Annotated in this window: 15 protein-coding genes and 7 tRNA genes; 15 read left to right on the top strand and 7 right to left on the bottom strand. The window is 32.8% G+C overall.

What is annotated here, in order from left to right; genetic code table 11:
* Positions 1-14: 14 nt before the first annotated feature.
* Entirely contained in the window at positions 15-284 is a 270-nt protein-coding gene (rpsO, locus tag FNIIJ_RS00970) for a 30S ribosomal protein S15 (protein WP_038436191.1), read from the bottom strand.
* Positions 285-388: 104 nt separating this feature from the next.
* On the opposite strand from rpsO, the gene FNIIJ_RS00975 reads away from it, so the two are divergent.
* The gene (locus tag FNIIJ_RS00975; protein ID WP_038436192.1) at positions 389-643 is read left to right on the top strand and encodes a type B 50S ribosomal protein L31; all 255 of its coding nucleotides are present in this window, start codon (positions 389-391) and stop codon (positions 641-643) included.
* Here the strand turns inward: FNIIJ_RS00975 and tsaD are convergent.
* Positions 640-1,662 (bottom strand): tRNA (adenosine(37)-N6)-threonylcarbamoyltransferase complex transferase subunit TsaD, encoded by a 1,023-nt coding sequence (tsaD, locus tag FNIIJ_RS00980; RefSeq protein ID WP_038436336.1) that lies wholly within the window; start codon positions 1,660-1,662, stop codon positions 640-642. The two genes, FNIIJ_RS00975 and tsaD, sit on opposite strands and share 4 nt — an antisense overlap.
* A 171-nt stretch (positions 1,663-1,833) precedes the next feature.
* Between tsaD and FNIIJ_RS00985 the strand changes: the two genes are divergently transcribed.
* From FNIIJ_RS00985 to FNIIJ_RS00995, 3 genes are all read left to right on the top strand, one after another.
* Positions 1,834-1,918, top strand: a tRNA-Ser gene (locus FNIIJ_RS00985).
* Positions 1,919-1,925: 7 nt separating this feature from the next.
* Positions 1,926-1,999: transfer RNA gene (locus tag FNIIJ_RS00990), tRNA-Pro, on the top strand.
* A 36-nt stretch (positions 2,000-2,035) separates the two neighbouring features.
* A tRNA-Arg gene (locus FNIIJ_RS00995) sits at positions 2,036-2,109 on the top strand.
* Positions 2,110-2,125: 16 nt separating this feature from the next.
* Here FNIIJ_RS00995 and FNIIJ_RS01745 read toward each other — a convergent pair.
* A tRNA-Leu gene (locus FNIIJ_RS01745) sits at positions 2,126-2,209 on the bottom strand.
* 154 nt (positions 2,210-2,363) lie between these two features.
* Here FNIIJ_RS01745 and FNIIJ_RS01000 point away from each other — a divergent pair.
* Positions 2,364-3,032: a 4-hydroxy-tetrahydrodipicolinate reductase gene (locus FNIIJ_RS01000; protein ID WP_038436194.1), complete on the top strand. Its 669-nt coding sequence runs from the start codon at positions 2,364-2,366 to the stop codon at positions 3,030-3,032.
* A gap of 22 nt (positions 3,033-3,054) precedes the next feature.
* Complete coding sequence (lepB, locus tag FNIIJ_RS01005) at positions 3,055-4,440, top strand: signal peptidase I (protein WP_038436195.1); 1,386 nt, start codon at positions 3,055-3,057, stop codon at positions 4,438-4,440.
* On the opposite strand, the gene FNIIJ_RS01010 is transcribed toward lepB, so the two are convergent.
* Positions 4,437-4,784 carry a ribosome-binding factor A gene (locus FNIIJ_RS01010; RefSeq protein WP_038436197.1) on the bottom strand — a complete coding sequence of 116 codons (348 nt, stop codon included), beginning with the start codon at positions 4,782-4,784 and terminating at the stop codon, positions 4,437-4,439. The genes lepB and FNIIJ_RS01010 overlap by 4 nt on opposite strands.
* 67 nt (positions 4,785-4,851) lie before the next feature.
* Between FNIIJ_RS01010 and FNIIJ_RS01015 the strand changes: the two genes are divergently transcribed.
* The 7 genes from FNIIJ_RS01015 (at position 4,852) to FNIIJ_RS01825 (ending at position 10,021) form a co-directional block, all read left to right on the top strand.
* Positions 4,852-4,928: transfer RNA gene (locus tag FNIIJ_RS01015), tRNA-Ile, on the top strand.
* Positions 4,929-5,230: 302 nt separating this feature from the next.
* Entirely contained in the window at positions 5,231-6,136 is a 906-nt protein-coding gene (rsmH, locus tag FNIIJ_RS01020; RefSeq protein ID WP_038436199.1) for a 16S rRNA (cytosine(1402)-N(4))-methyltransferase RsmH, read from the top strand.
* A gap of 32 nt (positions 6,137-6,168) precedes the next feature.
* A tRNA-His gene (locus tag FNIIJ_RS01025) sits at positions 6,169-6,242 on the top strand.
* 569 nt (positions 6,243-6,811) lie between these two features.
* On the top strand, positions 6,812-7,435 hold the full coding sequence (gene rsmG, locus FNIIJ_RS01030; RefSeq protein WP_038436200.1) for a 16S rRNA (guanine(527)-N(7))-methyltransferase RsmG: 624 nt from the start codon (positions 6,812-6,814) through the stop codon (positions 7,433-7,435).
* 45 nt (positions 7,436-7,480) lie between these two features.
* Entirely contained in the window at positions 7,481-9,424 is a 1,944-nt protein-coding gene (gyrB, locus tag FNIIJ_RS01035; RefSeq protein WP_233485133.1) for a DNA topoisomerase (ATP-hydrolyzing) subunit B, read from the top strand.
* Between the two features lie 7 nt (positions 9,425-9,431).
* A complete protein-coding gene (locus FNIIJ_RS01820; RefSeq protein ID WP_233485134.1) occupies positions 9,432-9,674 on the top strand; it encodes a hypothetical protein in 243 nt (80 codons plus the stop codon).
* Positions 9,656-10,021 (top strand): pseudouridine synthase family protein, encoded by a 366-nt coding sequence (locus tag FNIIJ_RS01825; RefSeq protein WP_233485145.1) that lies wholly within the window; start codon positions 9,656-9,658, stop codon positions 10,019-10,021. Before FNIIJ_RS01820 ends, FNIIJ_RS01825 begins: the two co-directional genes overlap by 19 nt.
* A gap of 450 nt (positions 10,022-10,471) precedes the next feature.
* On the opposite strand, the gene rpsP is transcribed toward FNIIJ_RS01825, so the two are convergent.
* Positions 10,472-10,831: a 30S ribosomal protein S16 gene (gene rpsP, locus FNIIJ_RS01045; RefSeq protein WP_038436202.1), complete on the bottom strand. Its 360-nt coding sequence runs from the start codon at positions 10,829-10,831 to the stop codon at positions 10,472-10,474.
* Between the two features lie 52 nt (positions 10,832-10,883).
* On the opposite strand from rpsP, the gene FNIIJ_RS01050 reads away from it, so the two are divergent.
* Positions 10,884-10,954: transfer RNA gene (locus FNIIJ_RS01050), tRNA-Gln, on the top strand.
* Between the two features lie 29 nt (positions 10,955-10,983).
* Here the strand turns inward: FNIIJ_RS01050 and FNIIJ_RS01055 are convergent.
* On the bottom strand, positions 10,984-11,304 hold the full coding sequence (locus FNIIJ_RS01055) for a DUF3127 domain-containing protein (protein WP_038436339.1): 321 nt from the start codon (positions 11,302-11,304) through the stop codon (positions 10,984-10,986).
* 56 nt (positions 11,305-11,360) lie between these two features.
* Positions 11,361-11,681, bottom strand: coding sequence for a metal-sulfur cluster assembly factor (locus FNIIJ_RS01060; protein WP_038436341.1), 321 nt, complete (start codon positions 11,679-11,681; stop codon positions 11,361-11,363).
* A gap of 844 nt (positions 11,682-12,525) precedes the next feature.
* On the opposite strand from FNIIJ_RS01060, the gene FNIIJ_RS01065 reads away from it, so the two are divergent.
* Positions 12,526-13,836: a c-type cytochrome gene (locus FNIIJ_RS01065; RefSeq protein WP_038436204.1), complete on the top strand. Its 1,311-nt coding sequence runs from the start codon at positions 12,526-12,528 to the stop codon at positions 13,834-13,836.
* The last annotated feature ends 21 nt before the right edge of the window (positions 13,837-13,857 follow it).

The raw sequence follows: 13,857 nt of genomic DNA on the forward strand, positions 1-13,857 counted from the left end.
TTTTTGTCTCAGTATTATTTTCTGAGGTTCAATTCTTTTATTATTATACGATATCGATTAATATCAAAATTTTTTATGTACTTAAGTAGTTTTCTGCGTTTTCCTACTAGATTAATGAGAGATTTTTGAGTATGAAAATCTTTTCTATGTTTTTTAAGATGTTCAGTCATATGCTTTATTCTCTGAGTAAGAAGAGCAATTTGACCTTCTGAAGAACCCGTATTAGTAACTAATGTACCGAATTTTTCGAAAATTTCTTTTTTTTTTTCAGTGGTTAAATACATAATTATATATAGACTAATAAATGAAAATTTTTGTAATGCGATGGAGCAGTTTTTTTCTTTTCCTTAAATTTATTTGATATAGATTATGAAAAAAACATTTTATTATGAAAAAAGGAATTCATCCCAAAAACTATAGATTGGTAGCTTTTAAAGATATGAGTAGTGAGGAAATATTCCTATGCCGTTCTACAGCTGAAACTAAAGATCAAATAGAAATAGATAATGTAAAATATCCACTAATAAAAATAGAAATATCTAGTAGTTCACATCCTTTTTATATTGGTAAAATGAGATTTGTAGATTCCGCTGGTAGAGTGGATAAATTTCTAACAAAATACAAGAATTACGGAAAAATCTAAATATTATCCCAATCACAAATTGCTGTCGGAGTGATATTGATATTATCGAATATTCCTTTAATGTATTTGATTTTAGCAGTCATAGCAATCATAGCCGCGTTATCAGTAGTATATTCTAATGGTAGGAGATGCAATTTCCAATTTTTTTCATTTGAAGCTTGTAAAAATTTTCTCCGTAATCCCGAATTAGCTGAAACACCTCCTGATAAGGCAATTCTAAAAATCCCTGTTTTATAAATAGCCTGGGAGACTTTATCGAATAATATATTGACTAAAGTGGACTGTACTGATGCACAAATATCGTGTATATTATTTCTAATAAAATTTGAATCATATTGTAACTTTTTTCGAATGAAGTATAAAAATTGCGTTTTAAATCCACTAAAGCTAAAATCTAGATTTTTTATTTGTGGTTTTGAAAAAAGGAATTTTTGATATTTCCCTTTCTGTGCATAACGATCTATCCAGATCCCTCCAGGGTATCCGAGACCAAGAATTTTAGCTGCCTTATCAAAGGCTTCTCCCACGGAATCATCAATGGTTTTCCCAAGTAAAGTCATTTTAAAATAATCGTCTACTTGTACTATTTGTGTATGTCCTCCGCTGACAGTAAGGCATAAAAATGGAAATTTAGGAGTGGAATTAAGTTCATTTCTTATAAAGTGAGCTAGAATGTGTGCTTGTATATGATGTACGCTGATAATTGGAATATCCCATGCTATAGCCAAAGACTTAGCAAATGAACTTCCTACTAGTAAGGATCCTATAAGACCTGGTCCACGGGTAAAAGCTATAGCATCAATTTTATTTATGTTCGATAACATAATAGCTTGATGAATTAATGGTACAATCTCTTTTTGGTGAGATCTAGAAGCAAGTTCAGGAACTACTCCTCCATAATAGTTATGTACTTGTTGAATTCCAATAATATTGGAAAGTACTACATCACCTTTCATAATAGACACCGCTGTGTCATCACAAGAAGATTCTATAGCAAGTATAACAGGATATTTTTTCAGGGATAACACTATGAAAGATTATTTAAAAGTAAAACATTTAATATGTATCAATTCTTGCTTCCTTTTTAGATATTTTTATTTTAACTTTCGTTACAGAGATCTGACGGTTATTTTAATCCCGATAACAACTATTCGCACTCTCCTTAGCAGGAGTCACAAAGAAATACGTAGGGAGGGTTGCCAGAGTGGTTAATGGAGCAATTTGCTAAATTGCCGGCGAGAAATCGTCGCGTGGGTTCAAATCCCACACTCTCCGCGAAAAACGGAGTGTGGCGTAGTCTGGTATCGCGCCTGGTTTGGGACCAGGAGGTCGCAGGTTCAAATCCTGTCACTCCGACGAATATTTAATTATTAATCATTTTAAAGGTCACGTAGTCACGTAGCTCAGATGGATAGAGCAACTGCCTTCTAAGCAGTTGGTCGCAGGTTCGAGACCTGCCGTGATTACTACATATTTTATTCGTGTCCATGACTGGATTCGAACCAGCACATTCTTTCGAATACTACCCCCTTAAAGTAGCGTGTCTACCCATTCCACCACATGGACTTAATAGGTTTTATAGCGATAAAGTCAGTATCAAGGTTGTAATGACACCCCAAATATCTGAAACGCTCCGAATAGCAAAAATACCAATTTGTCTTTGGTCCTATACTTGAAGCCCTCAATCCTTTTATTATCTTAGTAAAACAATACTGTGTATATGAATATTGCTTTGATAGGATACGGTAAGATGGGAAAAGCTGTAGAAAAAATAGCAAGAAATCGGAACCATAAAATTGTCTTAATCAGCACGTGTACTCCTGATCTTACAAACCTTAAAGAGGTAAATATAGCTATAGAATTTAGTATACCAGAAGCAGCTTTTAAAAATGTAAAAATTTGTTTAGAAAACAATATTCCTGTAGTGTGTGGCACGACTGGTTGGTTAGATAAACTTTCAGAAATAAAATCCTTGTGTCAAGAAAAAAACGGAACTTTTTTATATTCTTCTAATTTTAGTATAGGAGTTAATTTATTTTTTGAGATTAATCGTATATTTGCACATATAATAGCGCCTTATAAGGAATATGAAGTCTCTATAGAAGAAAAACATCATACAGAAAAAAAAGACACTCCTAGTGGAACTGCGATTACTTTGGCTAAAGCAATATTAAATGAAGGAAACCAATTAGTGATTACTTCTCAACGGATAGAGCATGTAATCGGGATACATACAATACGTTATCATTCCACTATAGACGATATTAGTTTACAGCATAGAGCTAATAATCGTGAAGGTTTTGCTCTTGGAGCTGTTGTAGCTGCTGAATGGGTATCAAAAAAAAAAGGGATTTTTTCTATGAAAGATGTTTTAGGAATAGGAGAATAATATATAATAAATAACAATAACTATGATCTGTATTCTCATTTTGATTCTTTTGCAAGTAGGTCATTTTTTAGGAACTTGTAAACTTTATCAAAAAGCTGGACGAAATATCTGGGAAGCAGCTATCCCAATTTATAGCTTTTGGGTAATGTTAAAAATTACTCAGAGACCAAAATGGTGGATCATCTTATTTTTTGTGCCCATAATTGGTGGAATGATGTATCCAATTATGTTGGTAGATTTCGTTTGTTGTTTCGATAAAAACAAAATTAAAACTATTTTTTTAGTTTTAATAACTTTTGGCTTTTATATATTTTATATAAATTATTTTTCTAAAAAAAAATTCATCATATTAGAAAAACGTACGGAAACAGTACTTTCATCATTTTTGTTTGCAATAGTATTTTCTTCTTTTGTGCATACTTATCTTATTCAGCCTTTTATCATCCCGACTTCGTCTATGGAACGAACTTTAATGATAGGGGACTGTATTTTTGTAAGTAAACTTCATTATGGTTTACGAATTCCTATTACCCCTATCGGATTCCCCTTTATACATAATACAATTCCCGTAATGGGAATCCCATCATATATAAATAACCTACGACTTCCTTATATTAGGTTCCCAGCCATCACTCCTATTAGAAAAGGAGACCTTGTAGTATTTAATTTTCCAAACGATGATACACACGCAACAGATAGAAAAGATCATTATATTAAACGTTGCGTGGCTATTTCTGGAGAGACATTGGAAATTCAAGCTCGTAAACTGAAAGTGAATGGTGAAAAAGAAATATTGCCAAAAAATTCTGAAAAAGAATATGCTTATATCGTGCAAACCAAAGATCAGCCTTTCAATGAGAATTTTTTAAAAGATCAGTTTGAAATTACAGATATCCAACTTATAGAAAATAGGAATAATGAAAAATTCCTATATCAAATAATGCTAACTGATACTTATTCCAAAATATGCCGAAAAATTGACAACGTTAACTCAGTCAAAAAATATTTATACCCAAGAAGACTAAAAGAATTAGATATTTTTCCTCAAAATTCTGGATGGAATTCTGATTTTTATGGTCCTCTATATGTCCCTAAAAAAGGAGATGTGATACACCTTACAAAAAAAAATATCGAGATATATCGAGATATCATCACAAATTATGAAGGGCATAAATTAAAAGAGACTAAAAACAGATTTGTTATTGATGGAAAAATAGTAACTCACTACAATATAGAGAAGAATTATTATTTTATGATGGGAGATAATCGTAATAATTCATTTGATTCACGATATTGGGGTTTTGTCCCCGAAGACCATATAATAGGTAAACCTATTTTAACTTGGTTGAGTCTCTCACTAAATATTTTTAAATGGAAAATTAGATGGGACCGTATTAAGACTCTTTAGAAGTTTCTTTCTACTAGTAATTCTCGTTCTATATTTTCTATATAGTCTAATGTATCCTCAATACGAAAATTTAGTTCGGGAATTTTTCTAATTTGATTTCGAATACGTTGTCCTAAAAGGTGTTTATAATATAGGTGTTTATCTATTATTTCTTGTAAAATTTTTCTGTTTTCCTTTTTTTGGGAAAAAATACTTAAATAGATCTTAGCTGAACTCAGATCGGAACTAAGATGTACTCTTATTACACTAATCAACAATCCATTATTTCCGGTTTCATAACGAAATATACTTGCTAACTCTTTTTGAATGAGTCCTGTAATTTTTTTATTTCGGATGCTTCCCATATATTTCAACTTTTTCGTCTGTCCCCTGTTTGCAAAACAATAAAATTTTTTGTAAAATTATGTAGTGGGTCCCATAGCTCAGTTGGTTAGAGCACCTGACTCATAATTAGGTGGTCGCTGGTTCGATCCCAGCTGGGACCACCAGACCGGACCACCAGACCGGACCACCAGACCGGACCACCAGACCCCTATATAGTTATATTTCCATTGAACACGTAACCGGTTAGCCATCATATCCTTTCTGGATGATAAGCAGTTACGCAGGGAAACCATCTTAGCGTTGTCCAGCCTATGATTCACGTGCCTCTATCACCTGGACAACTTGATATTGTCTACTATTTTTTATCATGAATAATCCGTAATCTTTTCTTTAATAAGCACACTCCTGATTAATATCATCGAAATAATATCCTGGAACTGTATTCCAAGTCCTAAAATCTAAATAAATGACACTAAACTATCATACACCAATACTTATCAATCAAATTTTAGATTCCCTTATTATCGATCCAAAAGGGACTTATATAGATGCCACATTTGGTGGAGGAGGACATAGCAGAGCTTTGTTAAACCGACTTGAAAAACAAGGAAAAATACTAGCTTTCGACCAAGATGAAGAAGCTATTCAAAATAACATTGTTCAAGATCATAGGCTCGAGCTTTTTCATCAAAATTTTCGACATCTTGAAAAGATTTTACGTTTCAAGGGGATTTCTAAAGTGTCTGGAATTTTAGCTGATTTAGGGGTGTCTTCTCATCAGTTAGATACCGCAGAACGAGGATTTTCTATCCGTTTTGATCATGATATAGATATGCGAATGAATAAAAAAGCTAAACAATCTGCTCAAACTATCATCAATACTTATTCCGAAGAAAAATTAGACCGTATTTTTTCAGAATTTGGAGAATTGAAAAACTCTAGAAAATTGGCTAAAGCAATTGTTGTTAAAACCCGGGAAAAGCCTATAGAAACTACTTTTGAATTGATCAAAAGTATTGAAAATGAATTTGATTATAAAAAAATAAAGTTTTTAGCACGAGTATTCCAAGCATTAAGAATGGAAGTCAACGGAGAAATAAAGGCGTTAAAACAATTGTTAATTAGTATCCGAAGTATACTTAAAAAAGGTGGGCACGTAGCTATTATATCTTATCATTCATTAGAAGATAGATTAGTGAAACAATTCTTTAAGAACGGAAGGTTTGATAAAACCCCTGAAGAAGACTTTTATGGCAAAAAATTACTACCTTTTCTGGTATTATCAAATAAACCTATTTTTCCTGATGACGAAGAAATTCGTAAAAATCCACGTGCGAAAAGTGCTCGTCTAAGAGTTGCAGAAAAAATCTAGTAAAAAAAAATACGGAACTTCATTACTTTTTGGTGGATGTAGCTCAGTTGGTTAGAGCATTAGATTGTGGTTCTAAGGGTCGCGGGTTCGATACCCGTCGTCCACCCTACATCATGTTTTTAACGTTAATTTATGATACGGCGAGAGCAAAAGCTTCCTTCAGATTTTCTTCATCTCCAAAAGGTACTCCTACAACAGTAGCCACAAGAGCATGATTTAGTAGATACATAGCTAAGTCATCAGAATTATAAATTCTTACCCCAGAAAAAGTTTTTAGGAAGGGAATATTAGATATTTCTTCCTCTCCCTCCGTTTTTTAAACGTCTTAACTAATTTTTTGTGCTTGCCCCACCGTCCGTTTTCTGGAAATTCTGCAATGCTAGTGTAAGTATCTAAATAATTAATATGTTCATATATTTCATCAGGGCGAAAACCTCAGAAAGAGACTTTAATTCTATACGAGAATATATACTTCCTGAACATGGTGATCGGGGTAAAATCAGTTTGTAAAGTTGTGTCTAGCCTCACATAAACTAGCCATTTCATAATAGCTAACCAGCGATTGTTTTCCTCCAGTAGATATTACTATCTTAGATGGCTTTTTTCGCTGCTACAGGAGGAGAAAAATTAGGTACGCTCAATCTATTGGAAATCCTTTCCGTCATTTAAATATATATGCATATTTTAGAGAAATATTTTACAGAACTTACCGCTCATCAGTATGAGCAGTTTTTTGAAATGAAAACTATTTACGAATATTGGAATGCGCGAATGAATTTGATTTCTAGAAAAACAATAGATGATTTTTATCAACAGCATGTGCTTCATTCCCTTGTAATAGCTAAAATCTCTCCATTTTTACCCGGAGCTAGGATCATGGATGCTGGTACAGGTGGAGGATTTCCAGGAATACCCTTGGCAGTTTTATTTCCTAAAAGCCAATTTTTATTAGTAGATTCTATTGGAAAAAAAATTAGAACAGTTACAGAAATTTCTAAAGAATTAAATCTTCATAATGTATACACTGAATGTACACGTATAGAACAGGGGAAAGAGAATTTTGATTTTATCATTTCTCGTTCTGTTACAAGATTAAGTAAATTAGTTCTTTGGACTTCAGGAAAATTTTTTAAAACTTCACATCATGCTTTAAAAAATGGTCTTTTGTGCTTGAAAGGTGGAGATATAAGTAGTGAGATTCAAAATTTGCCACAAGCTAGAGAATATGCTATAAGCAATTATTTTGATGAGTTCTTCTTCAAAAAGAAAAAAATCATTCACCTACCTTTTAGGTTATGACGAATAAACAATATAATATATTTATCTTTATAACGTCTTTTACTTATGAAACATAATATAAACGATAATAATTACACTGCTGATAATATTCAGTCGTTAGAGGATATTGATCATGTCCGTCTAAGACCTTCTATGTATATAGGAAATATAGGACTAAGAGGTATTCAGAATCTGATTAATGAGGTTATAGACAATTCTGTAGATGAGGCTATGGTAGGATATTGCGATAAAATTTGGGTAACAATACATGATGATAATTCCATAAGTGTCCTTGATAATGGTAGAGGGATTCCGATAGATCTTCATAAAAAAGAAGGAAAATCGGCACTAGAGGTGGTCATGACAAAGATAGGGGCAGGAGGGAAATTTCATCAGGATTCATATAAAGTATCTGGAGGTTTGCACGGTGTTGGAATTTCTTGCGTTAATGCCCTTTCTAGCTATTTAATTGCTTTCGTGTATAAAGAAGGAAAAATTTATTATCAAAAATATATCCGTGGAAAAGCTTTGGAAGAAGTAAAAATCATCGGAAAATCTAACCACCGTGGGACTAAAGTCCAATTTCATCCTGATGAAAATATATTCCAAATCATCGAATATGACTCTAATATTTTGGCTAATCGCTTGAGAGAGCTATCGTTCCTTAATAGAGGACTTTCAATTTTTTTAATTGATGAAAGGACTATTTCTGATAGTGGATTTCCAAAAAAAGAAACTTTTTTTTCGGAAATTGGGCTAAAAGAATTCATCCTATTTATAGAAGCAAATAAAGAGCCTTTAATACAAGAAGTAATATATATAGAAGGAGAACTGGAAAATCTTACAGTTAAGGTAGCCATGCGTTATAATATCTCATTTAATGAAGATATTCGTTCTTATGCAAACAATATTAATACCAAAGAAGGAGGTACGCACTTGTCTGGATTTCGAAGGGCTCTTACTCGTACGCTCAAAAAATACGTAGATGAATTAAACTTTCTTTCCAAAGAAAGAATAGAGATTACTGGTGATGATTTACGAGAAGGATTAACGGCGGTAATTTCAGTCAAAGTTCTGGATCCACAGTTCGAAGGGCAAACAAAAACTAAACTAGGAAATCACGAAGTAAGCGGGGTCGTAGATAGAATTGTTGGAGAAATGCTCTCTGATTATTTAGAAAGACATCCCATTGAAGCTAGAAAAATTCTTGAAAAAGCGTTATTATCAGCAAGGTCACGACAAGCCTCAAAACGTGCCCGTGAGCTTATACATAGAAAAAAACCAATTATTATAAATGAATTATCTGGAAAATTAGCAGACTGTTCATCAAATGATCCTGCCTCTTGTGAGATTTATATAGTAGAAGGTGATTCAGCAGGGGGAACAGCTAAACAAGGACGAGATAGAGAATTTCAAGCTATATTACCCTTGCGTGGTAAAATTTTGAATGTAGAGAAGTCTGTTCAGTATAGAGTGTTCGGAAATGAAGAAATAAGAAACATATTTACGGCTTTGGGGGTCTCTATAGAGAATGAGGAAAAGCTACCATCGTTAAACATTGACAATCTTCGCTATCATAAGATTATTATTATGACTGATGCTGATATTGATGGAAGTCACATCTCTACCCTAATATTAACTTTCTTTTTTCGATATATGAAAAGTCTTATAGAAAATGGATATATTTATATTGCTACCCCACCTCTTTTTTTAATAAAAAAGGGGAACAAACACGCCTATGCCTGGAACGAGAAAGAGCGTGAAAAAATTATAGAAGATTTAGGTGGTATGAAAGGAGTAAATATACAACGTTACAAAGGATTAGGTGAAATGAATGCTGACCAATTATGGGATACTACAATGAATCCCAAGAAACGGATTCTGAGAAAAGTAACTATAGAGAATTATATTGAGGCTGATAGGATTTTTTCTATACTTATGGGAGATGATGTTTCTTCTCGCAGGAATTTTATAGAAAAAAATGCTGTGTATGCACATATCGATTACTAATTTCTAAATGTTCTCTAAGGAAGCTTCTTTTTTTGAAGAAGGAAAGATTTTACTTGTAGATAAACCTTTGGGATGGACCTCATTTGAGGTGGTGAAAAGAATTCGTTGGAAGATCTGCAGATTTGTCAATATTAAAAAAATAAAAGTAGGACATGCTGGAACTCTCGATACCAAAGCGACTGGACAGGAAAAGCTACTAAGGAAACAGAAAAATTACAAAAATACTCTAAAATTTACAGTGGTACCATAAAACTTGGGGCTACTACTCCTTGTTACGATTCTGAAATGTCAGAAGATAAAATATTCCCCTTTGATCATATACAAACACAACAAATTTATGAAACCGCTAAAAAATTTACTGGAAAAATAATGCAACCAATTTTTTCAGCCCTTCAACAAGAAGGAAAACGTCTTTATAAAATGGCAAGAAAAGGAATTCAGATCGAAACAACGTTAAGAGAAGTCGAAATTTTTCAACTAGAAATACTTTCTATAAATATTCCCTATATAAATTTTAGGGTCCATTGTGGAAAAGGGACGTATATAAGATCATTAGTTCACAATTTTGGAGAGCGGAGCCTATCTCATATCACTTAGACGCGAAAATGGGTATACAATAACCGACGTGGATACTAACAACCTATTGGCTACATCTCTTTTGGATAATCTAGTAACGTTCTTTTAAATTGACGATGAATTTGTTTCCTATAGGAAGAAATATATTTTTCTCTTCTAATAACAAAGTATTTTTGGAAATCTATTTCTTGAATATCTGTAAGGAGACCTATAAATCCTCTGTTAACTTCATGGGTATCTCTTTAATAGAAGAAGGGATGCAAACCAATAAATTCGTTAAGTTTTCACTATTCTTCAACAAATTGGACCCTTATATGGTGGTTCCTTTCTCTTTTCTATGAAGAAAGGCACTCGCAATCCCTCTATTTCTATAAATAGGATTTCTATATTAGAATAATCAGATGTTTTTCCTGAACTTAATTATCCAATCTCCTTTTAGACCATGCCTACGCAGTCCCAAAAAAACACATTTCATACATGTTTTATTTTAAATTTCACTATTTTTTTTGAAAGCCATTTTTGAAATCTATGTTCAGCCTCAGTATTATCAAAAACCCCTTTACGAACACCATCAATAAGATGTTTCTTATACAGAACTCCAGAATTAGATAATATAGAACGAACCGTATTTGTAGGCTGAGCTCCTTTCTGTAACCATGAGATCGATCTCTCAATACTAAGTTCAATAGTAGAGGGATCCGTTAAAGGATTATAAATCCCTAATTTTTCTATAAATTTCCCATCTCGAGGAGAACGAGAATCGGCTACTACTATATGATAAACAGGATTATATTTCCTTCCGTATCGTTGAAGACGAATTTTTGTGGCCATAAAATATCTCTTTATATTAATTTAAATTTTCATCATATATTTTAGATAATAGGGACCCGTGGTGTAATGGTAGCACAGCAGATTTTGGTTCTGTTAGTCGGGGTTCGATACCCTGCGGGTCTACAATTCCTCTGTTTCTAATACCCATTCAGTCAGAATGGTAAATCATCAAATTCTTCCTTTGGATCTGATCTAGTTTCATTAATTTTTTCTATTTTCCAGCCCTGTATAGAGTTGAAATACTTTGCAATTCCTTCAGGATTTATCCATTCTCGACCACGGAGGTTAATGGATATCTTTACTTTATCGTTAGGGTAAATAGAATTAAGTAACTCTGTTTTCCCTTGAATAAATTCTATCAATAGATGTTGAGGATATTGTTCTTCAGTGGTAAGCACTAACTCTCTTTTTCGAAATCCCTTAGACAAAATTTGAGTCTTTGATATTTTTTTGACTTTTCCTGAGATTTCCATATTTCCTGATATTTCCATAAATGAGATTTTAGATTTACTAATATATACTATAAATTTTATAGAGTATCTAATTTCAACCTGGCAGCTTCGCTAAGCATAGAAGGGTTCCATGGAGGGTCAAAGGTTAAATCAATTTCTACATTTCTGACTCCACCAAGATCCTGAATTTTTCTTTTTACCTCTACAAGGAGATAATTAGCTACAGGACAGTTAGGAGAAGTAAGTGTCATAATAATTTTTACATCTACCTTATCGATTATTTTAATATCATATATTAAACCTAGTTCATAAATATCTATAGGAATTTCATAATCATAGATAGATTGCAATACTGCAATAATACGTTCTTTAGAAATATTGTTTTGTTCTTCTGACACATCCGAATTATTTATCCAATAAATAAACATTTATAGGAAGGGACTCAGTAAATTACGAGACTATATTTTTCATAAATTCTGGAATCGCTTCTACAGTAACCTCATAACGCACTTGCTTTATTTGTTAGGACCCGTGATACTCTCGTAAATAGACGACTTTGAGGTCTTAAATCGCTTAGCTTAGCTTAGCCTGGGACACCTATAACAGACTGTGTTGAAGAAGATACTTTTCGTTTGATAACGTATTAGATCTTTCTCACTACAGGGCTCTGATTTCGCTCATAAGTTCTAGAGAAGGAACTAAATAGCGTATAAGTGATGATCTTTTAGAAAAAGAGTACCCATATTTTTTTATATAAGTGGGATTTGTCGTACCTGAACGAAGCATATCTCCAAAGATATTTTTTATTCCAACCTTATTTCCTTGAGAAATTAAACCTCTAAGAGAGATACCACAACAGTACAGTCATCCCGTTATTCAACCTAAACGGTCTCTTCAGATTGCGCAATTACAGCTACAGACATCCTAGAGCTTTTTACGGTAGACTATTTTTTAGTTGATATCCCCGGTTCGCATTGTCTAATCATTCTCGTAAGCTGTATTGAGAACCAATAAAAAAGTAGTTCGTTTATTTTTTCTTGGGAAAGAATTCTCCACGACCAATATTCTTCGAGATTCATTCTACGTGGTCCAGGATGGAACCCGTGATGAACCCGTAACAATCTTTATGTAAGATAACATGTAATCCGTTATCAATGGTGTCATAGGTGTATATGAGATCGTATATATTATATCCTTTGAGAGTTGGTGTATTCTTAGAGAATTTTCCTTTAGATGAAATAGATGAAATCTTCAAAAAAGAAAATCCGTTTATTCCTTAGCATCGGTCTCTTTTTTTCTATCGTGTTTCAACCGATTAGAGCACAAAATTACATAAACGGAAATGTTGAAAAAGGCGCTAGTCTTTTTAAGACTAATTGTACTTCTTGTCATTCTCCCGATCTTACTAAAAAACTTATAGGCCCAGCGCTTTATGGCGTCACTAACAAGAGAAATAGTGAATGGCTTCATAAATGGATCAAGAATAATAAAGATTTAATAAAAAGAGGAGATAAAGACGCTATTTCGATCTATAAAGAATATGGGAAGATAGACATGAACCCTTTTCCTCAGCTTTCTGACAAAGATATTGATGATATACTTTCTTTTATAAAGAATACTCCTTCGCATCATAAAGAAAAACTTTCTGTAGAAAAAACTTCTGAAATACAACCTCGTGAAACCTTGATTAGGCTAGTTATACTAGGGTTTTCTGTATTATCAGTGATTTTACTTTTACTTCTTCTTAGAATATACACGCTTGTTCGCATAATAGATGAAGAGTCCCATGATAGAAAGAAAAAAATACCGATCGGTATACTAGAAAAATATCGTTTTATTGGGTATATTTTGATAGGTGTATTCTTTTTATCTTCTATCTTCGTAATCTGGGATTTTCTAATGAATATTGACGTGAATAAGGGATATCAGCCCAATCAACCTATTTATTTCTCTCATAAAATTCATTCAAATATTAATCAAATAGATTGCCAATATTGTCATTCGAGCGCAAAATATGGAAAAGTATCTGGAATTCCTTCTGCGAATATATGTATGAATTGCCATGTTAGTATCACGGAATATAACGGAGATTATATTGAAAATGGGAAAGATAAAATTTTTTATACCAAAGAAATACAAAAAATTTATAAAGCTATAGGATGGGATCCTAATACTAGGACCTATTCTAATGAAACTCACCCTATAAAATGGATACGGATTCATAATATGCCTGATTTTGTCTATTTTGATCATTCTCAGCATGTGGTAGCTGGAGAGGAAACTATTAAAAAATCTCAGAATGTAGATGTGGTATGTAAAGCCTGTCATGGAGAAGTTCAAGATATGGATAAGGTAAAAATGGTTAACGACTTTACTATGGGGTGGTGCATTAATTGTCATCGGACTACAGAAGTAAACATGGACAATAAATATTATGTCGAATATTTCAATAAATTACATGAAAAGTTGAAAAAACAATATAATGGGAAAAACCCTGTAAAAGTGACAGTAGATTCTGTCGGAGGAATAGAATGTGGGAAATGTCACTATTAAAGTACTTCAGAAATAAAAAGA

The sequence above is a fragment of the Candidatus Walczuchella monophlebidarum genome (assembly GCF_000709555.1).
In the GTDB taxonomy this organism is placed as follows: Bacteria; Bacteroidota; Bacteroidia; order Flavobacteriales; family Blattabacteriaceae; genus Walczuchella; species Walczuchella monophlebidarum.

Excerpts from the sequence above, each read along its gene's own strand:
- rpsO (WP_038436191.1), bottom strand. The coding sequence starts at position 284 with ATGTATTTAACCACTGAAAAAAAAAAAGAAATTTTCGAAAAATTCGGT.
- FNIIJ_RS00975 (WP_038436192.1), top strand. The coding sequence starts at position 389 with ATGAAAAAAGGAATTCATCCCAAAAACTATAGATTGGTAGCTTTTAAA.
- FNIIJ_RS01000 (WP_038436194.1), top strand. The coding sequence starts at position 2,364 with ATGAATATTGCTTTGATAGGATACGGTAAGATGGGAAAAGCTGTAGAA.
- lepB (WP_038436195.1), top strand. The coding sequence starts at position 3,055 with ATGATCTGTATTCTCATTTTGATTCTTTTGCAAGTAGGTCATTTTTTA.
- FNIIJ_RS01010 (WP_038436197.1), bottom strand. The coding sequence starts at position 4,784 with ATGGGAAGCATCCGAAATAAAAAAATTACAGGACTCATTCAAAAAGAG.
- rsmH (WP_038436199.1), top strand. The coding sequence starts at position 5,231 with ATGACACTAAACTATCATACACCAATACTTATCAATCAAATTTTAGAT.
- rsmG (WP_038436200.1), top strand. The coding sequence starts at position 6,812 with ATGCATATTTTAGAGAAATATTTTACAGAACTTACCGCTCATCAGTAT.
- gyrB (WP_233485133.1), top strand. The coding sequence starts at position 7,481 with ATGAAACATAATATAAACGATAATAATTACACTGCTGATAATATTCAG.
- FNIIJ_RS01820 (WP_233485134.1), top strand. The coding sequence starts at position 9,432 with ATGTTCTCTAAGGAAGCTTCTTTTTTTGAAGAAGGAAAGATTTTACTT.
- rpsP (WP_038436202.1), bottom strand. The coding sequence starts at position 10,831 with ATGGCCACAAAAATTCGTCTTCAACGATACGGAAGGAAATATAATCCT.
- FNIIJ_RS01055 (WP_038436339.1), bottom strand. The coding sequence starts at position 11,304 with ATGGAAATCTCAGGAAAAGTCAAAAAAATATCAAAGACTCAAATTTTG.
- FNIIJ_RS01065 (WP_038436204.1), top strand. The coding sequence starts at position 12,526 with ATGAAATCTTCAAAAAAGAAAATCCGTTTATTCCTTAGCATCGGTCTC.